We start from the raw sequence: 23,144 nt of genomic DNA on the forward strand, positions 1-23,144 counted from the left end.
AACCAACTGAAGTTTGTATTCTCAAGAACAAGCAAGTCTGTTTTAGGAAGGTAATAGAAGACTGCTAGTCCCCATTATCATTTCCACTTCCATCAGCTAGCATTACCTAGATTGAGTCAAAGGGTCTAACAGTTGTTAATCTCAGCTTTACGCACCCCTAGTGGTTGTTTTCTTTTTTTCTTTAGTATAGCATATTTTTATTGTTTATATAGTAATATTTGACTGCAAATCGTTTTTTAAATGATTAAAATTCTATTTTTTAAAGAAAAGATTGATTTTATAATTGACAAATGTAGATTTTAAGAGTATACTATTTAACATAATTGACAAATGTAGATTTTGGAGGTGTGATGATGCAGATTTCAGATGCAGAATGGCAGGTAATGAAGATTATTTGGATGCAAGGAGAGCAGACTAGTACGGATTTGATTAGGGTTCTGGCGGAGCGGTTCGACTGGTCCAAGTCGACCATTCAGACTCTTTTGGCTCGTTTGGTTGAGAAAGAGTGTCTGACAAGGAAAAAAGAAGGCAAGTTCTTTGTCTATTCAGCCCTTTTAACTTTGGAACAAAGTCGGGATTTACTTGTCCAAGATATCAAGGACAAGGTTTGTTCTCGTAGGATTAAGAACTTGTTGGCTGATTTGATTACTGAATGTGATTTTACTCAGGCTGACTTGGAAGACTTGGAAGCTGTGATTTCTGAGAAGAAATCAAGCGCTGTAACAAAAGTAAAATGTAATTGTATGTAAAGGAGACGTCATGTTAAATAGTATTGTAACCATTATTTGTATTGCCCTTATCGCGTTTATCTTGTTCTGGTTTTTCAAAAAGCCTGAAAAATCTGGACAAAAGGCCCAGCAAAAAAAGGGCTACCAAGAGATTCGAGTGGAGGTCATGGGGGGCTATACGCCTGAGTTGATTATCCTCAAGAAATCAGTGCCAGCCCGCATTATCTTTGACCGCAAGGATCCTTCACCCTGTCTGGATCAAATTGTTTTTCCAGATTTTGGTGTCCATGCGGACCTACCTATGGGGGAAGAGTATGTAGTGGAAATCACGCCTGAGCAGGCTGGAGAGTATGGTTTCTCTTGTGGCATGAATATGATGCACGGTAAGATGATAGTAGAGTAGGAGGAGACTATGACTGAAATTGTAAAAGCAAGTCTTGAAAATGGTGTTCAAAAAATCCGTATCACGGCAGACAAAGGCTATCATCCAGCCCACATTCAACTGCAAAAAGGAGTTCCTGCTGAGATCACCTTTCACCGTGTGACACCTTCAAACTGTTATAAGGAGATTCTTTTTGAAGAAGAAGGCATCTTGGAACCAATCGGCGTAGACGAAGAGAAAACAATTCGTTTTACACCTCAAGAATTAGGCCAACATGAATTTTCTTGTGGTATGAAGATGCAAAAGGGAAGCTATACAGTCGTTGAGAAGACTCGAAAATCTCTGTCACTTTTACAGCGTTTTTGGATTACTAGTATCTTTACTGTGCCTCTTGTGATCCTCATGATTGGGATGTCGACAGGAGGAATTAGTCACCAAGTCATGCGTTGGGGCACCTTTTTAGCCACAACACCGATTATGCTAGTAGCAGGTGGTCCTTATATTCAAAGTGCTTGGGCTAGTTTTAAAAAGCACAATGCCAACATGGATACCTTGGTTGCTCTGGGAACCCTAGTGGCCTATTTCTATAGCTTAGTTGCCCTCTTCGCTGGCCTCCCCGTTTACTTTGAAAGTGCTGCATTTATCTTCTTCTTCGTTCTTATGGGAGCCGTTTTTGAGGAGAAAATGCGGAAAAATACTTCCCAAGCTGTGGAGAAATTACTTGACTTGCAGGCTAAAACTGCAGAAGTCTTGCGTGAGGATAACTATGTTCAAGTCCCTTTGGAGCAAGTCAAGGTAGGTGACCTGATTCGAGTGCGTCCCGGTGAAAAGATTGCGGTTGATGGTGTCGTAGTAGAAGGTATCTCTAGTATTGATGAGTCTATGGTGACAGGTGAGAGTCTACCTGTGGACAAGACAGTTGGAGATACTGTTATTGGCTCAACCATCAATAATAGTGGAACACTTGTTTTTAGAGCAGAAAAAGTTGGTTCAGAGACTGTTTTGGCTCAGATTGTGGATTTTGTGAAGAAAGCTCAGACAAGTCGTGCGCCGATTCAGGACTTGACGGATAAAATTTCAGGCATTTTTGTTCCAGCAGTTGTCATTTTAGGGATTGTGACCTTTTGGGTTTGGTTCGTCTTGCTCAGGGATAGTGTAGTTGTGCTTGGAGCGAGTTTTGTCTCTTCGCTTCTCTATGGAGTAGCAGTTCTGATTATTGCCTGCCCTTGTGCCTTGGGACTTGCAACACCGACAGCCCTTATGGTGGGGACAGGTCGCAGTGCCAAGATGGGAGTTCTCCTCAAAAATGGAACGGTTCTACAGGAAATCCAGAAAGTCCAAACTATTGTTTTTGATAAGACAGGAACTTTGACGGAAGGGAAACCTGTGGTCACAGATATCATCGGCGACGAAGTAGAAGTGCTTGGATTGGCAGCTTCCTTGGAAGAAGCTTCTCAACACCCACTGGCTGAGGCTATTGTTAAGCGAGCGACTGAAACTGGACTTGAGCTTCACACTGTGGAAAATTTCCAAGCCTTGCACGGAAAAGGTGTCTCAGGGCAAATCAATGGAAAACAAGTTCTGCTTGGAAATGCTAAAATGCTGGATGGCATGGATATTTCTAGCACTCATCAAGATAAACTAGAAGAACTGGAAAAAGAAGCTAAGACAGTTGTGTTCTTGGCTGTGGACAATGAAATCAAAGGCTTGCTAGCCTTGCAAGATATCCCCAAGGAAAATGCCAAGCTAGCCATCAGTCAGCTGAAAAAACGAGGTCTTAAAACAGTCATGCTGACAGGAGACAATGCAGGTGTGGCGCGTGCTATTGCCGATCAAATCGGAATCGAAGAGGTCATTGCAGGTGTCTTGCCAGAAGAAAAAGCCCATGAAATCCATAAACTACAAGCGACTGGAAAAGTAGCCTTTGTTGGGGACGGTATCAATGACGCTCCTGCCCTTAGTGTAGCAGATGTGGGGATTGCTATGGGAGCTGGAACAGATATTGCCATCGAGTCAGCAGATTTGGTGTTGACAACTAATAACCTCCTAGGAGTGGTTCGTGCCTTTGACATGAGTAAGAAAACCTTTAATCGAATTCTGCTCAATCTTTTCTGGGCCTTTATCTACAATGTCGCCGGAATTCCGATTGCAGCAGGAGTCTTTTCAGGTGTTGGACTGGCCCTCAATCCAGAACTGGCAGGTCTAGCTATGGCCTTTAGTTCTGTATCTGTTCTGACTAGTTCACTCTTACTAAACTTTAGTAAAATAGACTAAAAGTAATGACTGGATTTCTTTGTTATAAAACAGGAGTGACAGCACTTTCAAAACTGTATTAGAATAGAGAATAGAGAGTTTTGAGCAGATTTTTAGAAAAGTCAACATAAATATGATACAGTGGAATAGTAAAAGTTTGGAGAACGTTTCCAATTCTATGTAATCGTATTCTCCAAGTCTAAAAAAATTGAAGGAGAGTTATCACTATGACTCAAGGGAAAATTACTGCATCTGCAGCAATGCTTAACGTATTGAAAACATGGGGCGTAGACACAATCTACGGTATCCCATCAGGAACACTCAGCTCATTGATGGACGCTTTGGCTGAAGAAAAAGATATCCGCTTCTTGCAAGTTCGCCACGAAGAAACAGGTGCTCTTGCAGCGGTTATGCAAGCTAAATTCGGTGGCTCAATCGGGGTTGCAGTTGGTTCAGGTGGTCCAGGTGCGACTCACTTGATTAACGGTGTTTACGATGCAGCTATGGATAACACTCCATTCCTAGCGATCCTTGGATCACGTCCAGTTAACGAACTCAACATGGATGCTTTCCAAGAATTGAACCAAAACCCAATGTACAACGGTATCGCTGTATACAACAAACGTGTAGCTTACGCTGAGCAATTGCCAAAAGTAATCGACGAAGCTTGCCGTGCTGCAGTTTCTAAAAAAGGTCCAGCTGTTGTTGAAATCCCAGTAAACTTCGGTTTCCAAGAAATCGACGAAAACTCATACTACGGTTCAGGTTCATACGAACGTTCATTCATCGCTCCTGCTTTGAACGAAGTTGAAATCGACAAAGCTGTTGAAATCTTGAACAATGCTGAACGTCCAGTTATTTACGCTGGTTACGGTGGTGTGAAAGCTGGTGAAGTGATTACTGAATTGTCACGTAAAATCAAAGCACCAATCATCACAACTGGTAAAAACTTTGAAGCTTTCGAATGGAACTATGAAGGTTTGACAGGTTCTGCTTACCGTGTTGGTTGGAAGCCAGCCAACGAAGTGGTCTTTGAAGCAGACACAGTTCTTTTCCTTGGTTCAAACTTCCCATTTGCTGAAGTTTACGAAGCATTCAAGAACACTGAAAAATTCATCCAAGTCGATATCGACCCTTACAAACTTGGTAAACGTCACGCCCTTGACGCTTCAATCCTTGGTGACGCAGGTCAAGCAGCTAAAGCTATCCTTGACAAAGTAAACCCAGTTGAATCAACTCCATGGTGGCGTGCAAACGTTAAGAACAACCAAAACTGGCGTGATTACATGAACAAAATCGAAGGTAAAACTGAGGGTGAATTGCAATTGTATCAAGTTTACAATGCAATCAACAAACATGCTGATCAAGACGCTATCTATTCAATCGACGTAGGTGACACTACTCAAACATCTACTCGTCACCTTCACATGACACCTAAGAACATGTGGCGTACATCTCCACTCTTTGCGACAATGGGTATTGCCCTTCCTGGTGGTATCGCTGCTAAGAAAGACAATCCAGATCGCCAAGTATGGAACATCATGGGAGACGGTGCATTCAACATGTGCTACCCAGACGTTATCACAAACGTTCAATACGACCTTCCAGTTATCAACGTTGTCTTCTCAAATGGTAAATATGCCTTCATCAAGGACAAATACGAAGACACAAACAAACACTTGTTTGGTTGTGACTTCTCTAATGCTGACTATGCGAAAATTGCTGAAGCTCAAGGAGCTGTTGGATTTACAGTTGACCGTATCGAAGACATCGATGCAGTTGTTGCAGAAGCTGTTAAACTCAACAAAGAAGGTAAAACTGTTGTGATCGATGCTCGCATCACTCCACACCGTCCACTTCCAGTAGAAGTACTTGAGTTGGATCCAAAACAACATTCAGAAGAAGCAATCAAAGCCTTCAAGGAAAAATACGAAGCAGAAGAACTCGTACCATTCCGTCTCTTCTTGGAAGAAGAAGGGTTGCAATCACGCGCAATTAAATAATTCCTCTCGTCGAAATCAAAGATAAATTTATAGACTTCTTTATTAGCTTACTGCCGACGATTCCATCATTGAAACTATAAATTTCAATGATGTAATCTAGTGTGGAGCCTAGAAAAAGTCCCAAAGGATTTTTCGTAGTTTGATGAGCAAATATTTGCCATCAAACTTGGTGTCACCTTGTTTATTCTTTGATTTTCATAGAGCAGAACTTGAAAAGATCGGAACAATCCGGTCTTTTTATGGAGGATAGTAAATGGATTTAAATCAATTAGATATTATTGTTTCAGATGTTCCCCAAGTCTGTGCTGACTTGGAGCATATCTTGGATAAAAAGGCAGATTATGCTGATGATGGTTTTGCTCAGTTTACGATTGGCAGTCACTGTCTGATGTTGTCCCAAAATCATTTGATTCCTTTGGAAGATTTTCAGTCAGGCATCATTCTTCACCTTGAGGTTGAGAATGTAGACCAGAATTACCAACGTTTAAAAGAGATCGGTGTCGAGATTTTAAACGGTATTTGTGAAACGGATTGGGGAACAGAGTCCTTATTAGTTAAAGGTCCAGCTGGTCTAGTGATTGATTTTTATCGTATGAAATAGGACGCTTAGTCATTTGACGTTAACCTTAACCATTCTTAAAACAGAAATTGAGAATATGAACTATTGAAAGATCGGAGCAATCCGGTCTTTTTATATAAAGAAATTGCATATAAATAGTTGACGGCGCTTTCTTAAAATCTTATAATAAAAATATAACAGCAGAAAATAAGATTGATATGGAAAGGAGAAATATTTTTTAAACAGCAGTTGTAAGTGGATTTTATTATTTCACTGGAACTTGGGATTGAAATATCTCCATGAATAGATAGTAGGAGGAAAGAGATGCAAAAAAAGGATATTTATCTAATCTGTGTGACCATGATTATCTGTTCAATTATTATAGGTTTGATTGTAGGAAATTTTATTTTGCACGGTCTTGAAGATATTGCTGACATCATTAACTACGGCTTGCTGATAATCAATCAAACTATCAATCAATCTATCTATTGATTGACAAGAGCTATTCATTTTTACATTTTATAGATCAAACAGATCGGAGCAATCCGGTCTTTTTCTTATCACAAGACTGTGATAGTTTACATTTTTATAACAAAAATCTTAAACTCTTGCTTGTTTTTGTATTAAATTATAAAATAGAAAGTATAAAAGAATAAAAGAGGTTTTGAAAATGTCTGAAAAACAAATGAAAGTGTTGGGCTGGGCAGCGACATTTATGTCTGTTATGATGTATGTGTCATATTTCCCACAAATCATGAATAATCTTGCCGGTCAAAAAGGCAACTTCATTCAACCCCTAGTCGCAGCTATCAACTGTAGTCTCTGGGTTTACTATGGTCTTTTCAAGAAGGAAAGAGATATTCCACTTGCAGCTGCTAATGCACCAGGTATCGTTTTTGGTTTAGTAACGGCTATCACAGCTTTGATTTAAAAAGAAGACTGCTTTCAGTCTTTTTCTTTTATGAAAATAGATGCTTCATTAAAGTAATTTTTGAATGAGAGTTGAGGGAACAAGTCCAGTTACAGCTAGCTTTACGAGAGTCTTTTATGTTCGTCTCTATCAAAGAAAAAAGTATATCGTTACTATTTTTATAAAATCTTCTCCCTACTTTATAAGATGTTAAAAAGAGTTCAAATGGAACTCTTTTTTTGCTATAATGAAGGAAGAAAAATCAGACAGGAGATCAAGATGTCAGAACCGTTATTTTTACAATCAGTTATGCAAGAAAAGATCTGGGGTGGAACCAAGCTACGTGATGAGTTTGGCTACGATATCCCAAGTGAAAAAATCGGAGAATACTGGGCTATCTCAGCCCATCCAAATGGTGTCTCTAAAGTTGCCAATGGTCGTTTCGAGGGAACAGACCTGGCTACTTTATATGCAGAGCACCGTGAATTGTTTGGCAACCGTCCAGAGCCTGTATTTCCACTTTTGACCAAAATTCTCGATGCCAATGACTGGCTCAGTGTTCAAGTTCATCCAGATAATGCTTATGGACTTGAGCATGAAGGCGAGCTTGGAAAAACAGAGTGCTGGTACATCATCGCTGCGGATGAAGGTTCAGAGATTATCTACGGGCATAATGCCAAGTCAAAAGAAGAACTCCGCCAGCAAATCGAAGATAAAAACTGGGATGCCTTGCTGACAAAAGTACCAGTTAAGGCTGGAGATTTCTTCTATGTGCCAAGTGGAACTATGCACGCTATCGGTGCAGGCATCTTGATTCTTGAAACCCAACAGTCTAGTGATACTACCTATCGCGTTTATGACTTTGACCGCAAGGATGATAATGGTAACTTGCGTGAACTTCACCTTGAAAAATCTATTGATGTATTAAACATTGGTGAGCCAGCAAATAGTCGTCCTGTAACTGTCAAAGCAGATGATTTGCGTTCCACTCTCCTTGTATCCAATGATTTCTTTGCAGTTTACAAGTGGGAAATTACTGGAAAAGTTGACTTCGAAAAGACAGCTGACTACAGCTTATTCAGTGTCTTGGCTGGTCAAGGTCAACTGACTGTTGACGGGAAAAATTATTCAATCCAAAAAGGCAGCCACTTTATCTTACCAAGTGATGTTGAAGCTTGGACTCTGGAAGGGCAAGGTTTGGAATTGATTGTTAGCCATCCATAAAAAAAGAAAGGGCCTGAGTTCACTACTCAAGTCCTTTTTGATTACATAAACTGGGCGATAAAGACCACGATGATGATGATAGGAATGATAAAACGAAGAAGGAAGAGCCAGACTTGGAAAAGTCCTTGTTTCCAGGCTGTTTCATCAAGATGCAGTTCCTCCATTGCAAGTGTCTTCTTAAAGATGTAGCCAGTAAAGAGTGAAAGGCAGAGAGCTCCAAATGGCATAAGGAGATTGGAAACCAAGAAGTCCATAGCGTCAAAGAAGGTCTTCCCAAAGATGTGAACATCCGCCATAACTCCATAGGATAGGGCCGAAGGAATTCCAAAGACAAAGGTCAAGATTCCCAAAATCACACTCCATTTGGCACGCTTGCTGTTGTCCTGATTGGTGATATTACCCACATTGATTTCCAGCATCACGACAGAGGAAGTGACCGTCGCAAAGAGGAAGAGCAAGAGAAAGAGGATGTAGAAAATGGTTCCAAAAGGCATCTTGTCAAAGAGTTGAGGCAAGACGATAAAGAGCAAGCTCGGTCCCCCTTCAGACTGGATATTGAAGGCTGACATGGCTGGGAAAATGGCTAGTCCTGCCATGATGGATACTGAGATATTCATGGCTACGATGGAGCTTCCTGAGTGGACCAGATTGGTTTTCTTGTCCAAGTAAGAAGCATAGGTCAACATAGCTGTAACCCCTAGTGAGAGGGCAAAGAAAGATTGTCCCAGAGCATAGAGGAGACCAGAACTTGTCAGTTTTGAAAAGTCTGGTTTGAGGAAGTAGAGAACGCCTTCCATGGCATTTGGCAAACTGAGAGAGCGCCCGATGATGACAACAAAGATGATAAAGAGCAGGGGCATCATGACTTTCGAAGCTCTTTCAATCCCTTTTTGAACCCCACGTGATACAATGAAGATATTCAATAGGATAAAGGCTGCTTGAGCTCCTAAGGCAATGGCTGGATTAGAAATAATATCGGTAAAGAGCTGAGCATAGTCATTGGTAATGCCTAGGTGGAGAGCTTTACCGATAGCGATACCTAAATAAATGAAGACCCATCCTCCAATAACACTGTAGAAAGATAAGAGGATAAAGAGGGCAAAGGCACCAATCCAACCGATAAAGTTGTACTTACTATTCTTGCCTAGTTTTCCAAAGGTTTTGATAGCTGAGACACCAGCACTTCGGCCGAGAGCAAATTCAGCCAGCAATAGGGGGAAACCGATTAAAATAGTGGAAATGAGAAAGACTAGTAAAAAGCCTCCTCCACCGTTAGCAGCAGTCATGTAGGGGAATTTCCAAACGGCACCAAGTCCGATGGCTGAACCAGCAGATGCTAGAATAAAGCCCAGTTTAGAACCCCATTGCGATTTTTCAGACATAGTTAAACTCCTAAAATTAGTGTTACAAAAGAAAAAGCTACTGCCCTTGGCAACTAGCCTCACCAGTACTCAAAATGAGCCTTTCTTTTGATTGATAGACTTGACTATCCTATCATGTTTTCTAAGGTCTGTCAAGAAAACCATTTTCATGTTATGACAAAGTAAAAAATTTCGCAAAAACGCTTGACTCTGACCTAAGGGGAGGGGTTATACTATCAATGTAAGGAGGAAATCATGTACCATATAAAAGAAGCTGCGCAGCTTTCGGGCGTCTCTGTCAAGACCCTGCACCACTACGATAAGATAGGACTTTTGGTTCCTTTAAAGTCGGAAAATGGCTATCGAACCTACAGTCAGGAGGATTTGGAACGCCTTCAGGTCATTCTTTACTATAAATATCTAGGCTTTTCTCTAGAAAAAATAGCAGAGCTGTTAAAGGAAGATAGATCAGATTTGTTGCCTCATTTGACCAGACAGTTGGACTATTTGACTCGAGAAAGGCAGCATCTGGATACCTTGATTTCAACTTTGCAAAAAACCATTCAAGAACAAAAAGGAGAAAGAGAAATGAGCATTCAAGAGAAATTCGCTGGATTTAACTACCAAGATCATCAAAAATACCACCAAGAGGCGGTAGAGAAATATGGTCAAGAAGTCATGGACCAAGCGCTGGAGCGCCAGAAAGGTCACGAAGACGAGGCTACGGCTGCCTTCAACCAAGTTTTTCGAGCCTTGTCACAAAATCTTCAAGCTGGTATACCTGTAACAGCAACAGAAAACCAAGAAGAAGCTGCTAAACTCTTGCAAGCCATCCGTACTTATGGATTTGACTGCTCTATTGAGGTATTCGGTCATATCGGTAAAGGCTACGTCTACAACCCAGAATTTAAGGAAAACATTGACAAATTTGGTACTGGAACAGCCCAGTACACATCAGATGTGATTGCTCACTATGTCCAAACTCAGACAAAATAAAATCGGAGGAGTATTCTTCCGATTTTTACTAAATTCAAGCATTACTTGCTTAATAATTTTTCTACTACATTTAGCTTTCGCATTGTCAAATCTACATTAAAAAGTTTTTCAAGATAGTTGGTATGGAGTTTCTTTTGTTTTGCAGTTCTAGGGAGATAGAGGTAAAGACAATGGTTACCGACACAAATTTCTTCTTCGCCGTAATCCATTTTTAATTTTTCTAAGGGGAGACTTTGAATAGCTTCTTGATAAAAAATCACGTGTATACGGTCATAAAGATAGTGTTCTCCAAAAGGGTTTTCTTGGACAATTTTTGTAAAATTACTTTTGTTCTTGATAACCATTTTTAAGTCGGCCCCAATTTTTTCCTTTATCAGAGTATGAACACGTTCTCGTATTTCTTCGAGAGCTAAGTTACTTTCAAGAATGATATTCCCACTTTGAATATAGGTTCGAACTTGTTGAAAACCAGCTTCTGTCAAGATATCTACTAGATAAGACATTTTAGGGATAGCATTTTTTCCATTAGGAGTAACTCCTCTTAACAAGATAATATGTTCCAAAGGACTTCCTTTCTTTTGGGGTGGATTTAGTCATTGAATAATTTAGATTTAGATTGGGTTTGATCCTGCCACCCAGCCAGTGCAGAGGGCAGAAGTGATGTTAAAGCCACCTGTGTGGGCATTGATATCCATGACCTCGCCAGCAAAGTGGAGTCCAGGGACCAGCTTACTTTCAAGGGTTTTAGGATTGATTTCCTTGAGACTAACCCCTCCTTTGGTAACAAAGGACTTGGCAAGGGACATTTTGCCAGTCACAGGGATTTTGAGAGCCTTGATGGACTGGAGAAGTTGTTCTTGTTCCTTTTCAGTCAACTGTTTGACTTTTTCTGGATAGCCTTGCACAAAAAATTCTGCCAAGCGTTCTGGTAACAAAGTTTTTAAGGCATTTTTCAAGGATTTTTCCCGATTTTCTTCTAGAAATGCAGCCAAGTCCTTCTCAGAAAGTTGAGGCAAAACATCTAGCGAGAGAACCTCCCCACCCTTGACAAAACTTGACATACGCAGAGCAGCAGGGCCTGACAAACCAAAGTGGGTAAAGAGCAGATCGTGAGTGATAACATGCTTGCCATAGCTTAGGGTCACATCATCCAATGAAATTCCCTGCAAGGCCTTGTGTGGAAAATCTGTTAATAAAGGACTTTCAGCGGCTTCAAGTTCGGTAATGGTATGCTTAAAATGACGGGCAATCTCGTGACCAAAACCAGTAGAACCAGTCGAAGGATAAGATTTACCACCAGTTGTGACAATGAGTTTCTCACAAGTGAAGGTTTGGTCAGCTGATTTAAGGACAAACTGGTCATCTATCTTTTTAACCGAAACAATTTCTGTTTGAGTAGCAACTTGACCACCGAGCTCAGTGATTTTCTTTTCCAAGGCTTCGATAATGGTACGAGACTTGTCACTAGTAGGAAAGACGCGGCCGTGGTCTTCGACCTTAAGTTTAACCCCATTTTCTGTAAAAAAGTTAATGATGTCATGATTATCAAACTGGGAGAAGACACTGTATAAAAAGCGTCCATTTCCAGGAATTCCAGCTAGCAGGTCGTCCAAACTACCATTGTTGGTTACATTGCAACGACCACCACCAGTACCAGCTAATTTTTTTCCGAGTTTCCGATTTTTTTCGATGAGGAGGGTTTTCTGTCCATAAAAGCTACTGGAAATCGTAGCCATCATACCAGCAGGTCCTCCACCGATGACAATAGTATCAAAATGTTTCATAGCTCTATTGTACCACAAAAAAACAAGAGATGATGGTCACCTCTTGTCAAGAATGCAATTAATCAATTTCATATCCCATCAGCAAACCACCATCTTCTGCATAGAAACTGCAGAGACCAGATGTCGGGAGAATTTTAATATCCGCCTGTGGGAAGGTTTCGCGAATTCGCTCTGAGAGCTGTTGACAACATTTCTCGTTATTACGTTGGGCCATGACGATACGGCCACCAGTATATCCTGCTTTTACTAACTCTTCATAGGCTGCCTGAATCGCTTTCTTTGCTCCTCTTGCTTTTTGTAGCAATTCAAGGGTTCCAGTTTCACTAGCTTCCCCGACCATACGGATATTGAGAAGGCCAACGACTGTACCGATAAGCTTGCTCAAACGGCCGTTCTTCACCAAGTTGTCGACTTTAGCTAGGACAAAGAGCAACTTGGTTTTTTCTTGATAGGCAGTGATAGCTTCAACCACTTCTTCAAAATATAAGCCCTGGTCAATCAAGTCATTTAACTTTTCTACGAGCAAGTCAACTTCCCCGCCAGCAGACAAACTATCAATTACATGAATCTTAGTGTCAGGATGGTCTTCCAGATAAATATTCTTGGCTAGTTGAGCACTATTGTGACTGCCAGAAAGAGTACCAGTGATGGTTACTAGGAAAATGTTTTTGGCTCCTTCAAATGCTCGCAAATAATCATCTGGGCTTGGACAAGCTGATTTTGAAGCTTCTGCAGTTGCATACATGGTTTCCATCATTTGGTCAATATCAAGACTGGCATCATCAACAAAGACCTGATCAGCTACTTGAATGGTTAAGGGAACACTTACAAAGGTCGTGTCAATAGCTGGTGTCTCCAGCTGACGATAATCACAACCAGAGTCAGCAATAATCTTCCAAGTCATAGAAATTCTCCATCTTTGTCAGTTATACATTGACAAAGGTTCTGTCTTTTTTTACAATTATATCATGAAAGCCCTTGAAACAAAAGCCTCATCCGTCTGTTGTGACAAGTAGAAAGAAAATGTTATGTCTGAACGTAGAATCTCTGAAAAGTCTCTTGAAAATCTCAGAAAATCAAACCAAGAATCCAATTTATTAACTAGAGAAGCCATCGAAACAGCCCTTTTGCAACTCTTGGAAAAAAAGGACTTGACCAAGATTAGTATTTCTGAATTGGTCAAACGTGCAGGCGTTTCGCGTGCAGCCTTTTATCGCAATTATGATTCCAAAGAGGAGATTTTAGAAAGCGTCTTTAAACGAACTGTCCACAATATTATGAAACAGCTGCATCATTACGATTTAAAGACAGACCTTTATCTGGTCTGGATTCACCTTTTCCGTGAGGCAAGAAAGGAAGCCAGAGTGATTCAACTTGCCTTAGATTACCATCTGGAAAAAATCTTTGTCCAAGCCATGCAGGAATTTTTAGAAAAATACCATGGAAAATCAAAAGGTGTCAGCTCTTATCTTCATTCCTTTTGGAGCTCGGCCATCGTCTCTGTCCTTCTAAAATGGATTAAAGATGGCATGAAAGTACCTGCTGAAAAGATTGCGGATTTACGGTTACCATTTTTTAAAAAATAGAGAAAAAGGAGAAAAGAGATGACTGAAAAAAGACTAGCCTGGGATGAGTATTTTGCAGCCCAAGCCCTACTAATTGCCAATCGTTCCACTTGTAAACGCGCTAAAGTGGGTGCAATTTTGGTTAAGGATAATAAAGTTATTTCCACTGGTTACAATGGTTCGGTGTCAGGGACTGAGCATTGTATTGATCACGAATGTTTGGTCATTGAAGGCCACTGTGTTCGCACCCTTCACGCTGAGGTTAATGCCATTCTCCAAGGGGCTGAGCGTGGTGTTCCTAAAGGTTTTACAGCCTATGTAACCCATTTTCCTTGTCTAAACTGTACAAAACAATTGCTGCAGGTCGGTTGCAAGCGCGTGGTTTATATTAACCAGTACCGAATGGACGACTATGCCCAATACCTTTATCAAGAAAAGGGAACAGAATTAACCCATCTACCACTTGAGACCGTACAGGAAGCTCTTAAAGAAGCAGATTTAATGTAAAAATTATCAAAAATAAATGGTTTAGAAAGATTTTTAAACCGTTTTTTGGTATAATAAGAAGAATAAATTGAAAGAAGGAATTCCAAAAATGGGAAAAATTGAAGTTATTAATCACCCGCTGATTCAACACAAATTGTCAATCTTGCGTCGTACAGATACTTCTACAAAAGCTTTTCGTGAGCTAGTAGATGAGATTGCAATGTTGATGGGGTATGAAGTACTTCGTGATCTTCCACTAGAAGATGTGGAAATCGAAACACCAATTACAAAAACAGTTCAAAAACAATTGGCAGGTAAGAAATTGGCCATCGTTCCAATCTTGCGCGCAGGTATCGGGATGGTTGATGGGCTCTTGAGCTTGGTTCCAGCTGCTAAAGTTGGCCATATCGGTATGTACCGTGATGAAGAAACACTTCAACCAGTTGAATACTTGGTGAAATTACCTGAGGACATTGACCAACGTCAAATTTTTGTAGTAGACCCAATGTTGGCAACAGGTGGCTCAGCAATCTTGGCTGTTGATTCTCTTAAAAAACGTGGCGCATCAAATATCAAATTTGTCTGCCTTGTATCTGCTCCAGAAGGTGTAAAAGCCCTTCAAGAAGCTCATCCAGATGTAGAAATCTTTACAGCAGCTTTGGATGAACGCTTGAACGAACACGGTTATATCGTTCCAGGCCTTGGAGATGCTGGGGACCGCTTGTTCGGTACGAAATAAGATCGAAAAGAAGACTGACTTGGAAAAGAATTTCCTGTCGTGAAAGGGGGTTGAATTTTTGTTTCTGTCTAATGAAAACAGAGCAAAAATTTGACCTTTTTTGACCTAGATATTATAATGGTCTTATCTTCAGTCATTTGACCAACAAAATTAAAATTCAAAAGGAGAAATAAATGATTCCTGTAGTTATTGAACAAACAAGCCGTGGAGAACGTTCCTACGATATTTACTCACGTCTTCTAAAAGACCGCATCATCATGCTGACAGGTCCAGTTGAAGATAATATGGCTAACTCTGTTATTGCCCAGTTGCTTTTCTTGGATGCCCAAGATAGTACAAAGGATATTTACCTTTATGTCAATACACCAGGTGGTTCCGTTTCAGCTGGTTTGGCGATCGTTGATACCATGAACTTTATTAAGGCAGATGTCCAAACCATCGTTATGGGTATGGCCGCATCTATGGGGACTGTCATCGCATCAAGTGGAGCAAAAGGCAAACGTTTCATGCTTCCAAATGCTGAATACATGATTCACCAACCAATGGGCGGTACAGGTGGTGGTACTCAACAAACCGATATGGCGATTGCTGCAGAACACTTGCTCAAAACTCGTAACATCTTGGAAAAAATCTTGGCTGAAAATTCAGGTCAGTCAATCGAAAAAGTCCATGCAGATGCAGAACGCGATAACTGGATGAGTGCCCAAGAAACACTCGAATATGGCTTTATTGATGAAATCATGGCCAACAATTCATTGAACTAATGATGAAAGAAGGCAAACTCGACTGGGTTTGCTTTTTTTGGTATAATAGGGAGAGATTTCTTAGAAAGAGGATTTATCATGTTTGAAAAAGTCAATCGATCTGGCTTGATTATCTATCTTTACTATAATCGTGATGCAAAAAAACTGCAGGATTATGGAGATATTACCTATCATTCCAAGAAACATCGTTACTTACAACTCTATGTTCCAACTCAAGAAGTGGAGCAATTGGTCGGGCGCTTGAGCAAGGAAAAATTTATCAAAAAAGTCAGAGTTTGTCATATCCAAGAGCTGGAAACACCCTTTGTTGGCAACCTTTACCGAGAAGAAAACGTTATCAGATAAAAATTTAAAGAAAAGCGTTGACAATTTTCTGATAATTCGGTATATTCTTAACAGACTATTTAAGAAATAAGGAGACAAAAAAAGATGAAGAAAAAATTTGCCCTATCGTTTGTGGCGTTTGCAAGTGTAGCACTTCTTGCAGCCTGTGGAGAAGTGAAGTCTGGAGCAGTCAACACTGCTGGTAACTCAGTAGAAGAAAAGACAATTAAAATCGGGTTTAACTTTGAGGAAACTGGTGCCGTAGCAGCCTACGGAACATCTGAACAAAAAGGTGCCCAATTGGCTGTTGATGAAATCAATGCTGCAGGTGGTATCGATGGAAAACAAATCGAAGTAGTTGATAAAGATAATAAGTCTGAAACAGCTGAGGCGGCTTCAGTAACAACTAACCTTGTAACCCAATCTAAAGTATCAGCAATCGTAGGACCTGCGACATCTGGTGCAACTGCAGCTGCGGTAGCGAACGCTACAAAAGCAGGTGTTCCATTGATCTCACCAAGTGCGACTCAAGATGGATTGACTAAAGGTCAAGATTACCTCTTTATCGGAACTTTCCAAGATAGCTTCCAAGGAAAAATTATCTCAAACTATGTTTCTGAAAAATTAAATGCTAAGAAAGTTGTTCTTTACACTGACAATGCCAGTGACTATGCTAAAGGGATTGCTAAAGCCTTCCGTGAAGCTTACAAAGGTGAAATCGTTGCAGATGAAACTTTCGTAGCAGGTGACACAGACTTCCAAGCAGCCCTTACAAAAATGAAAGGGAAAGATTTTGATGCTATCATCGTTCCTGGTTACTACACTGAAGCTGGTAAAATTGTAAACCAAGCGCGTGGTATGGGAATTGACAAACCAATCGTTGGTGGTGATGGATTCAACGGTGAAGAGTTTGTACAACAAGCAACTGCTGAAAAAGCATCAAACATCTACTTTATCTCAGGCTTCTCAACTACTGTAGAAGTTTCAGCTAAAGCAAAAGCCTTCCTTGATGCATACCGTGCTAAGTACAATGAAGAGCCTTCAACATTTGCAGCCTTGGCTTATGACTCAGTTCACCTTGTAGCAAATGCAGCAAAAGGTGCTAAAAACTCTGGTGAAATCAAGGATAACCTTGCTAAAACAAAAGATTTTGAAGGTGTAACTGGTCAAACAAGCTTCGATGCAGACCACAACACAGTCAAAACTGCTTACATGATGACCATGAACAATGGTAAGGTTGAAGCAGCAGAAGTTGTAAAACCATAATAGAAAAATGTTGAAATAGGGAATGAGCCTCGGACTCACTCCCTGTTTCGATGTTTAATACTCTTCGAAAATCTCTTCAAACCGCGTCAACGTCGCCTTGGATTATATATGTGACTGACTTCGTCAGTCTTATCTACAACCTCAAAGCAGTGCTTTGAGCAACCTGCGACGAGTTTCCTAGTTTGCTCTTTGATTTTCATTGAGTATAAGAACCTATAAAAAAGTGAGGGAAAACCCTCGGAATTATAAATAGAAAGAGTGAATCTTATGCTCCAACAACTAGTAAATGGTTTGATTCTAGGTAGTGTATACGCGCTGTTAGCTCTAGGATATACCATGGTTTACGGAATTATCAAGCTCATCAACTTCGCCCACGGTGATATTTATATGATGGGAGCCTTTATCGGTTATTTCTTGATCAATTCTTTCCAAATGAATTTCTTTGTAGCGCTTATTGTAGCGATGCTAGCGACAGCCATTCTTGGTGTCGTGATTGAGTTCCTTGCTTACCGACCTTTGCGTCACTCTACTCGTATTGCTGTTTTGATTACAGCTATTGGGGTTTCTTTCCTATTGGAGTATGGGATGGTCTATCTGGTTGGTGCCAATACTCGTGCCTTCCCTCAAGCGATTCAAACAGTTCGCTATGATTTGGGTCCAATTAGCCTAACAAACGTGCAGTTAATGATTTTGGCCATTTCCTTGATTTTGATGATTTTGTTACAAGTCATTGTTCAAAAGACAAAGATGGGGAAAGCCATGCGTGCAGTATCTGTAGATAGCGATGCGGCGCAATTGATGGGAATCAATGTAAACCGTACTATCAGCTTTACCTTTGCTTTGGGTTCTGCTCTTGCGGGGGCGGCTGGTGTTCTGATTGCCCTTTATTATAACTCTCTTGAGCCTTTGATGGGGGTTACTCCAGGTCTTAAATCTTTCGTTGCCGCAGTACTTGGTGGTATCGGAATTATTCCTGGTGCGGCTCTTGGTGGTTTTGTGATTGGTCTATTGGAAACCTTTGCGACAGCCTTTGGGATGTCAGACTTCCGTGATGCCATTGTTTATGGGATCTTGTTGTTGATCTTGATTGTCCGCCCAGCTGGTATCCTTGGTAAAAATGTGAAAGAGAAGGTGTAAACGATGAAGGAAAATTTAAAAGTTAATATTCTATGGTTACTCCTTTTGTTAGCTGGCTATGGCTTGATTAGTGTACTGGTTTCGGTCGGAGTACTCAATCTATTCTATGTACAGATTTTACAACAAATCGGAATTAATATTATTCTGGCTGTTGGTCTCAACTTAATCGTTGGTTTTTCAGGACAATTTTCACTTGGTCATGCTGGTTTCATGGCGATTGGTGCCTATGCAGCAGCTATTATTGGTTCTAAATCACCAACCTACGGTGCCTTCTTTGGAGCCATGCTGGTAGGAGCTTTGCTTTCAGGAGCAGTTGCCTTGCTTGTCGGAATTCCAACCTTGCGCTTGAAGGGGGACTATCTTGCGGTAGCGACTCTAGGTGTTTCTGAAATTATCCGTATCTTTATCATCAATGGCGGAAGCCTTACAAATGGTGCAGCAGGTATCTTGGGAATTCCAAACTTTACAACTTGGCAAATGGTTTACTTCTTTGTTGTGATTACAACCATTGCAACCTTGAACTTCTTGCGTAGCCCTATTGGTCGTTCAACCCTCTCCGTTCGTGAGGATGAAATCGCTGCTGAGTCAGTTGGGGTTAATACGACTAAAATTAAAATCATCGCCTTTGTCTTTGGTGCTATTACTGCAAGTATTGCAGGGTCACTTCAGGCAGGATTTATCGGTTCAGTTGTACCGAAAGATTACACTTTCATCAACTCAATCAACGTTTTGATTATTGTTGTCTTTGGTGGACTTGGTTCCATTACAGGTGCCATTGTATCGGCTATTGTTCTGGGAATTTTGAATATGCTTCTCCAAGATGTTGCTAGTGTGCGTATGATTATCTACGCTTTGGCTTTGGTATTGGTAATGATTTTCAGACCAGGTGGACTCCTTGGAACATGGGAATTGAGCCTATCACGTTTCTTTAAAAAATCTAAGAAGGAGGAACAAAACTAATGGCATTACTTGAAGTAAAACAGTTAACCAAACATTTTGGCGGTCTAACAGCTGTTGGAGATGTGACTCTTGAATTGAACGAAGGGGAATTGGTTGGACTAATCGGTCCAAACGGAGCTGGGAAAACCACTCTTTTCAACCTCTTGACGGGTGTTTATGAACCAAGCGAGGGAACAGTAACCCTAGATGGTCACCTTTTGAATGGAAAGGCACCTTATAAGATTGCTTCTTTAGGACTTGGACGTACTTTCCAAAATATCCGTCTCTTTAAAGATTTAACCGTTTTGGACAATGTTTTGATTGCCTTTGCCAACCATCACAAACAACATGTTTTTGCTAGTTTCTTACGCTTACCAGCTTTTTACAAGAGTGAAAAAGAATTAAAGGCTAAAGCTTTAGAATTGCTGAAAATCTTTGATTTAGATGGTGATGCAGAAACTCTCGCTAAAAATCTTGCCTACGGACAACAACGTCGTTTGGAAATTGTTCGTGCCCTCGCTACGGAACCTAAAATTCTCTTTTTAGATGAACCAGCAGCAGGTATGAACCCGCAGGAAACAGCAGAATTAACTGAGTTAATTCGTCGTATCAAAGATGAATTTAAAATTACGATCATGCTGATTGAACACGATATGAATCTGGTCATGGAAGTAACAGAACGTATCTACGTACTTGAATATGGTCGTTTAATTGCTCAAGGAACTCCAGATGAAATTAAGACTAATAAACGCGTTATCGAAGCTTATCTAGGAGGTGAAGCCTAATGTCTATGTTAAAAGTTGATAATCTTTCTGTGCATTACGGTATGATCCAAGCAGTCCGTGATGTAAGCTTTGAAGTTAATGAAGGAGAAGTTGTTTCCCTTATCGGTGCCAATGGTGCTGGTAAGACAACTATTCTCCGTACCTTGTCTGGTTTAGTTAGACCAAGCTCAGGAAAGATTGAATTTTTAGGTCAAGAAATCCAAAAGATGCCAGCGCAGAAAATCGTAGCAGGTGGGCTTTCACAAGTTCCAGAAGGACGCCACGTCTTTCCTGGCTTGACTGTTATGGAAAATCTTGAAATGGGAGCTTTCTTAAAGAAAAATCGTGAAGAAAATCAAGCTAACTTGAAGAAAGTTTTCTCACGCTTCCCACGTCTTGAAGAGCGGAAGAACCAGGACGCAGCCACTCTTTCAGGAGGGGAACAACAAATGCTTGCCATGGGACGCGCTCTTATGTCAACACCAAAACTTCTTCTCTTAGATGAACCATCAATGGGACTTGCTCCAATATTTATTCAAGAGATTTTTGATATCATTCAAGATATTCAGAAGCAAGGGACAACTGTCCTCTTGATTGAACAAAATGCCAATAAAGCACTCGCAATCTCTGACCGAGGATATGTATTGGAAACAGGGAAAATCGTCCTATCCGGAACAGGAAAAGAACTCGCCTCATCAGAAGAAGTCAGAAAAGCATATCTGGGTGGTTAAAAAGGTCCGGGGGACCTTTTTAATCGGTGGATAGAGATTGCGAAGCAATCATCGCATAGTCTGGGAGACTAGTTTAGGTTGCAGATGGAGATTACGAAGTAATCATCAATATAATCCGGGGGATCTTTTTAGTCGGTGGATGAGGATTACGAAGCAATTCTCATCTGCACTGGAAGGTTAGCTTCTAATAATTGAAAAAACCGAATGAAGCGTACCTATCCTTCATTCACAGAGCTCGATTTTAGAGCTCTTTTTGCTAGCTTATTCATACTTTTCTGAATTTTGAAAAAGAAATGTAAGCGTTTGATAGATTTACAAAAAGATTGTATAATAGGGATAAGAATAGAAAAGGAGAAGTCTCATGGCAGTTAAAGATTTTATGACCCGCAAGGTAGTGTACATTAGTCCAGATACAACAGTATCTCATGCAGCAGATTTGATGAGAGAGCAAGGGTTGCACCGTTTGCCTGTTATCGAAAATGATCAATTGGTTGGTTTGGTGACTGAGGGCACCATTGCCCAAGCTAGTCCATCAAAAGCAACTAGTCTTTCTATCTATGAGATGAATTATCTTCTGAATAAGACAAAAGTAAAAGATGTCATGATTCGCGATGTTGTCACTGTTTCAGGCTATGCGAGTTTAGAAGATGCAACTTATCTGATGTTGAAAAACAAGATTGGTATTCTTCCTGTCGTAGATAACCATCAAGTCTATGGGGTTATTACGGACCGTGACGTTTTCCAAGCCTTTCTCGAAATTGCTGGTTATGGAGAAGAAGGAATTCGTGTGCGCTTTGTTACAGAAGATGAAGTTGGCGTTCTTGGTAAGATTGTTTCTCTAATCGTTGAAGAAAATTTGAATATCTCCCATACAGTCAATATTCCGCGTAAGGATGGTAAGGTGATTATCGAAGTGCAAATCGATGGATCAATTGATTTACCAGCCTTGAAAGAAAAATTTGAAGCAAATGGTATTCAAGTGGAAGAAATCACTCGCACTTCAGCAAAAGTCTTGTAAGAAGGGAAGCCGAAAGGCTTCTTTTTTCATAAAAAGGGACTAGAGCAAAAGATGGAAAGAAATGATAAAATATGCTATAATGAAATGATGTAAAAAAGGAGTATTTATGGACATTTCAGTAATCCGTCAAAAAATTGACGCAAATCGTGAAAAATTAGCTTCTTTCAGGGGGTCTCTTTGACCTAGAAGGTCTAGAGGAAGAGATTGCCATCTTGGAAAACAAGATGACAGAACCTGATTTTTGGAACGATAATATCGCGGCCCAAAAAACGTCGCAAGAATTAAATGAATTAAAAAACACCTATAATACCTTCCATAAGATGGAAGAGTTGCAGGATGAAGTTGAAATTTTATTGGACTTTTTAGCAGAAGACGAGTCGGTTCAAGAAGAACTGGTAGAGCAGTTAGCCGAACTTGATAAGATGATGACCAGATATGAGATGACTCTACTCTTGTCAGAACCTTATGACCACAACAATGCCATCTTGGAAATCCATCCAGGATCCGGTGGTACTGAGGCTCAGGACTGGGGTGATATGTTGCTTCGTATGTACACTCGCTATGGCAATGCTAAAGGCTTTAAAGTAGAAGTATTGGATTATCAAGCAGGTGATGAGGCGGGTATTAAGTCGGTAACCTTATCATTTGAAGGTCCTAATGCCTATGGTCTTCTCAAGTCAGAAATGGGTGTGCACCGTTTGGTGCGAATTTCACCATTCGACTCTGCCAAACGTCGCCATACCTCTTTCACATCTGTAGAAGTGATGCCAGAGTTGGATGATACCATTGAAGTGGAAATCCGGGAAGATGACATCAAGATGGATACCTTCCGTTCAGGTGGTGCCGGTGGACAAAACGTCAACAAGGTTTCAACAGGTGTACGTTTAACCCACATTCCAACTGGAATTGTTGTCCAATCAACGGTCGATCGTACCCAGTATGGAAATAGAGATCGGGCTATGAAGATGTTGCAGGCTAAGCTCTATCAAATGGAGCAAGAGAAGAAGGCTGCGGAGGTAGATTCCCTCAAGGGTGAGAAAAAAGAAATCACATGGGGAAGCCAAATCCGTTCTTATGTCTTCACGCCTTATACTATGGTAAAAGATCATCGAACTAGCTTTGAAGTTGCTCAGGTAGATAAGGTTATGGACGGAGACCTAGATGGTTTTATCGATGCCTACCTCAAGTGGCGAATCAGCTAAGAAAGAAAG

25 protein-coding genes and 1 riboswitch are annotated in these 23,144 nt (G+C 40.6%); of the genes, 21 read left to right on the top strand and 4 right to left on the bottom strand.

Annotation, left to right across the window (positions count from 1 at the left end):
- Nucleotides 1-71: 71 nt before the first annotated feature.
- Nucleotides 72-169, bottom strand: a riboswitch (TPP riboswitch).
- 184 nt (nt 170-353) lie between these two features.
- From HT698_RS05530 to manA, 8 genes are all read left to right on the top strand, one after another.
- On the top strand, nt 354-749 hold the full coding sequence (locus HT698_RS05530; protein ID WP_173217778.1) for a CopY/TcrY family copper transport repressor: 396 nt from the start codon (nt 354-356) through the stop codon (nt 747-749).
- Between the two features lie 10 nt (nt 750-759).
- Complete coding sequence (locus HT698_RS05535) at nt 760-1,131, top strand: cupredoxin domain-containing protein (RefSeq protein ID WP_173217678.1); 372 nt, start codon at nt 760-762, stop codon at nt 1,129-1,131.
- A gap of 9 nt (nt 1,132-1,140) precedes the next feature.
- Nucleotides 1,141-3,384, top strand: a complete 2,244-nt coding sequence (locus tag HT698_RS05540) for a heavy metal translocating P-type ATPase (RefSeq protein ID WP_173217676.1) — start codon at nt 1,141-1,143, stop codon at nt 3,382-3,384.
- A gap of 206 nt (nt 3,385-3,590) precedes the next feature.
- Nucleotides 3,591-5,366 carry a pyruvate oxidase gene (gene spxB, locus HT698_RS05545; RefSeq protein ID WP_173217675.1) on the top strand — a complete coding sequence of 592 codons (1,776 nt, stop codon included), beginning with the start codon at nt 3,591-3,593 and terminating at the stop codon, nt 5,364-5,366.
- 253 nt (nt 5,367-5,619) lie between these two features.
- On the top strand, nt 5,620-5,967 hold the full coding sequence (locus tag HT698_RS05550; RefSeq protein WP_173217673.1) for a VOC family protein: 348 nt from the start codon (nt 5,620-5,622) through the stop codon (nt 5,965-5,967).
- A gap of 282 nt (nt 5,968-6,249) precedes the next feature.
- Nucleotides 6,250-6,417, top strand: coding sequence for a hypothetical protein (locus HT698_RS05555; RefSeq protein WP_173217671.1), 168 nt, complete (start codon nt 6,250-6,252; stop codon nt 6,415-6,417).
- A gap of 178 nt (nt 6,418-6,595) precedes the next feature.
- Nucleotides 6,596-6,856 (top strand): SemiSWEET family transporter, encoded by a 261-nt coding sequence (locus HT698_RS05560; protein WP_004261618.1) that lies wholly within the window; start codon nt 6,596-6,598, stop codon nt 6,854-6,856.
- A gap of 258 nt (nt 6,857-7,114) precedes the next feature.
- Nucleotides 7,115-8,059, top strand: a complete 945-nt coding sequence (manA, locus tag HT698_RS05565; RefSeq protein WP_173217669.1) for a mannose-6-phosphate isomerase, class I — start codon at nt 7,115-7,117, stop codon at nt 8,057-8,059.
- A 41-nt stretch (nt 8,060-8,100) separates the two neighbouring features.
- On the opposite strand, the gene HT698_RS05570 is transcribed toward manA, so the two are convergent.
- A complete protein-coding gene (locus HT698_RS05570) occupies nt 8,101-9,441 on the bottom strand; it encodes a sodium-dependent transporter (RefSeq protein WP_173217667.1) in 1,341 nt (446 codons plus the stop codon).
- Nucleotides 9,442-9,675: 234 nt separating this feature from the next.
- Between HT698_RS05570 and HT698_RS05575 the strand changes: the two genes are divergently transcribed.
- Nucleotides 9,676-10,416, top strand: coding sequence for a MerR family transcriptional regulator (locus HT698_RS05575; RefSeq protein ID WP_000274768.1), 741 nt, complete (start codon nt 9,676-9,678; stop codon nt 10,414-10,416).
- A 41-nt stretch (nt 10,417-10,457) separates the two neighbouring features.
- Here HT698_RS05575 and HT698_RS05580 read toward each other — a convergent pair whose 3' ends face one another.
- The 3 genes from HT698_RS05580 to HT698_RS05590 are packed head-to-tail and all read right to left on the bottom strand — an operon-like array spanning nt 10,458 to nt 13,104.
- Nucleotides 10,458-10,979, bottom strand: a complete 522-nt coding sequence (locus HT698_RS05580; RefSeq protein ID WP_164226370.1) for a DUF1697 domain-containing protein — start codon at nt 10,977-10,979, stop codon at nt 10,458-10,460.
- 48 nt (nt 10,980-11,027) lie between these two features.
- Nucleotides 11,028-12,200: an NAD(P)/FAD-dependent oxidoreductase gene (locus HT698_RS05585; RefSeq protein ID WP_173217665.1), complete on the bottom strand. Its 1,173-nt coding sequence runs from the start codon at nt 12,198-12,200 to the stop codon at nt 11,028-11,030.
- A 58-nt stretch (nt 12,201-12,258) separates the two neighbouring features.
- Entirely contained in the window at nt 12,259-13,104 is an 846-nt protein-coding gene (locus HT698_RS05590) for a DegV family protein (RefSeq protein WP_173217664.1), read from the bottom strand.
- A gap of 124 nt (nt 13,105-13,228) precedes the next feature.
- On the opposite strand from HT698_RS05590, the gene HT698_RS05595 reads away from it, so the two are divergent.
- The 12 genes from HT698_RS05595 to prfB all read left to right on the top strand — a co-directional run bounded on the left by HT698_RS05595 (nt 13,229) and on the right by prfB (nt 23,135).
- A complete protein-coding gene (locus tag HT698_RS05595) occupies nt 13,229-13,786 on the top strand; it encodes a TetR/AcrR family transcriptional regulator (RefSeq protein WP_173217662.1) in 558 nt (185 codons plus the stop codon).
- Nucleotides 13,787-13,804: 18 nt separating this feature from the next.
- Nucleotides 13,805-14,272 carry a cytidine/deoxycytidylate deaminase family protein gene (locus tag HT698_RS05600; RefSeq protein WP_000136974.1) on the top strand — a complete coding sequence of 156 codons (468 nt, stop codon included), beginning with the start codon at nt 13,805-13,807 and terminating at the stop codon, nt 14,270-14,272.
- A gap of 88 nt (nt 14,273-14,360) precedes the next feature.
- On the top strand, nt 14,361-14,990 hold the full coding sequence (gene upp / locus HT698_RS05605; protein ID WP_000515974.1) for a uracil phosphoribosyltransferase: 630 nt from the start codon (nt 14,361-14,363) through the stop codon (nt 14,988-14,990).
- Between the two features lie 173 nt (nt 14,991-15,163).
- Nucleotides 15,164-15,754: an ATP-dependent Clp protease proteolytic subunit ClpP gene (clpP, locus tag HT698_RS05610; protein WP_000613471.1), complete on the top strand. Its 591-nt coding sequence runs from the start codon at nt 15,164-15,166 to the stop codon at nt 15,752-15,754.
- A gap of 78 nt (nt 15,755-15,832) precedes the next feature.
- Nucleotides 15,833-16,099 (top strand): YlbG family protein, encoded by a 267-nt coding sequence (locus HT698_RS05615; protein WP_050223575.1) that lies wholly within the window; start codon nt 15,833-15,835, stop codon nt 16,097-16,099.
- A gap of 84 nt (nt 16,100-16,183) precedes the next feature.
- Nucleotides 16,184-17,344, top strand: coding sequence for an ABC transporter substrate-binding protein (locus HT698_RS05620; RefSeq protein ID WP_173217660.1), 1,161 nt, complete (start codon nt 16,184-16,186; stop codon nt 17,342-17,344).
- 267 nt (nt 17,345-17,611) lie between these two features.
- A complete protein-coding gene (locus tag HT698_RS05625) occupies nt 17,612-18,481 on the top strand; it encodes a branched-chain amino acid ABC transporter permease (protein WP_000941421.1) in 870 nt (289 codons plus the stop codon).
- Nucleotides 18,482-18,484: 3 nt separating this feature from the next.
- Entirely contained in the window at nt 18,485-19,441 is a 957-nt protein-coding gene (locus HT698_RS05630) for a branched-chain amino acid ABC transporter permease (RefSeq protein WP_000662290.1), read from the top strand.
- Nucleotides 19,441-20,205, top strand: a complete 765-nt coding sequence (locus tag HT698_RS05635; RefSeq protein WP_164226364.1) for an ABC transporter ATP-binding protein — start codon at nt 19,441-19,443, stop codon at nt 20,203-20,205. The genes HT698_RS05630 and HT698_RS05635 overlap by 1 nt, the downstream gene beginning before the upstream one ends.
- Nucleotides 20,205-20,915 (top strand): ABC transporter ATP-binding protein, encoded by a 711-nt coding sequence (locus tag HT698_RS05640; RefSeq protein WP_000062200.1) that lies wholly within the window; start codon nt 20,205-20,207, stop codon nt 20,913-20,915. The genes HT698_RS05635 and HT698_RS05640 overlap by 1 nt, the downstream gene beginning before the upstream one ends.
- Before the next feature lie 361 nt (nt 20,916-21,276).
- On the top strand, nt 21,277-21,933 hold the full coding sequence (locus HT698_RS05645; protein ID WP_000268665.1) for a CBS domain-containing protein: 657 nt from the start codon (nt 21,277-21,279) through the stop codon (nt 21,931-21,933).
- Nucleotides 21,934-22,039: 106 nt separating this feature from the next.
- Nucleotides 22,040-23,135 (top strand): peptide chain release factor 2 gene (gene prfB / locus HT698_RS05650; RefSeq protein WP_173217658.1). Its coding sequence is split into 2 segments (ribosomal slippage): nt 22,040-22,111 and nt 22,113-23,135, totalling 1,095 coding nucleotides; the frame shifts between segments, so codons are not numbered across the junction.
- Nucleotides 23,136-23,144: the final 9 nt, after the last annotated feature.

Source organism: Streptococcus sp. 3109, from assembly GCF_013276905.1.
Classification (GTDB): Bacteria; Bacillota; Bacilli; order Lactobacillales; family Streptococcaceae; genus Streptococcus.

Excerpts from the sequence above, each read along its gene's own strand:
- HT698_RS05615 (WP_050223575.1), top strand. The coding sequence starts at position 15,833 with ATGTTTGAAAAAGTCAATCGATCTGGCTTGATTATCTATCTTTACTAT.
- HT698_RS05630 (WP_000662290.1), top strand. The coding sequence starts at position 18,485 with ATGAAGGAAAATTTAAAAGTTAATATTCTATGGTTACTCCTTTTGTTA.
- clpP (WP_000613471.1), top strand. The coding sequence starts at position 15,164 with ATGATTCCTGTAGTTATTGAACAAACAAGCCGTGGAGAACGTTCCTAC.
- HT698_RS05590 (WP_173217664.1), bottom strand. The coding sequence starts at position 13,104 with ATGACTTGGAAGATTATTGCTGACTCTGGTTGTGATTATCGTCAGCTG.
- spxB (WP_173217675.1), top strand. The coding sequence starts at position 3,591 with ATGACTCAAGGGAAAATTACTGCATCTGCAGCAATGCTTAACGTATTG.
- manA (WP_173217669.1), top strand. The coding sequence starts at position 7,115 with ATGTCAGAACCGTTATTTTTACAATCAGTTATGCAAGAAAAGATCTGG.
- HT698_RS05560 (WP_004261618.1), top strand. The coding sequence starts at position 6,596 with ATGTCTGAAAAACAAATGAAAGTGTTGGGCTGGGCAGCGACATTTATG.
- HT698_RS05585 (WP_173217665.1), bottom strand. The coding sequence starts at position 12,200 with ATGAAACATTTTGATACTATTGTCATCGGTGGAGGACCTGCTGGTATG.
- HT698_RS05620 (WP_173217660.1), top strand. The coding sequence starts at position 16,184 with ATGAAGAAAAAATTTGCCCTATCGTTTGTGGCGTTTGCAAGTGTAGCA.
- HT698_RS05595 (WP_173217662.1), top strand. The coding sequence starts at position 13,229 with ATGTCTGAACGTAGAATCTCTGAAAAGTCTCTTGAAAATCTCAGAAAA.
- HT698_RS05555 (WP_173217671.1), top strand. The coding sequence starts at position 6,250 with ATGCAAAAAAAGGATATTTATCTAATCTGTGTGACCATGATTATCTGT.
- HT698_RS05575 (WP_000274768.1), top strand. The coding sequence starts at position 9,676 with ATGTACCATATAAAAGAAGCTGCGCAGCTTTCGGGCGTCTCTGTCAAG.
- HT698_RS05570 (WP_173217667.1), bottom strand. The coding sequence starts at position 9,441 with ATGTCTGAAAAATCGCAATGGGGTTCTAAACTGGGCTTTATTCTAGCA.
- HT698_RS05550 (WP_173217673.1), top strand. The coding sequence starts at position 5,620 with ATGGATTTAAATCAATTAGATATTATTGTTTCAGATGTTCCCCAAGTC.
- HT698_RS05540 (WP_173217676.1), top strand. The coding sequence starts at position 1,141 with ATGACTGAAATTGTAAAAGCAAGTCTTGAAAATGGTGTTCAAAAAATC.
- HT698_RS05625 (WP_000941421.1), top strand. The coding sequence starts at position 17,612 with ATGCTCCAACAACTAGTAAATGGTTTGATTCTAGGTAGTGTATACGCG.
- HT698_RS05635 (WP_164226364.1), top strand. The coding sequence starts at position 19,441 with ATGGCATTACTTGAAGTAAAACAGTTAACCAAACATTTTGGCGGTCTA.
- HT698_RS05535 (WP_173217678.1), top strand. The coding sequence starts at position 760 with ATGTTAAATAGTATTGTAACCATTATTTGTATTGCCCTTATCGCGTTT.
- HT698_RS05600 (WP_000136974.1), top strand. The coding sequence starts at position 13,805 with ATGACTGAAAAAAGACTAGCCTGGGATGAGTATTTTGCAGCCCAAGCC.
- HT698_RS05530 (WP_173217778.1), top strand. The coding sequence starts at position 354 with ATGCAGATTTCAGATGCAGAATGGCAGGTAATGAAGATTATTTGGATG.
- HT698_RS05645 (WP_000268665.1), top strand. The coding sequence starts at position 21,277 with ATGGCAGTTAAAGATTTTATGACCCGCAAGGTAGTGTACATTAGTCCA.
- upp (WP_000515974.1), top strand. The coding sequence starts at position 14,361 with ATGGGAAAAATTGAAGTTATTAATCACCCGCTGATTCAACACAAATTG.
- HT698_RS05640 (WP_000062200.1), top strand. The coding sequence starts at position 20,205 with ATGTCTATGTTAAAAGTTGATAATCTTTCTGTGCATTACGGTATGATC.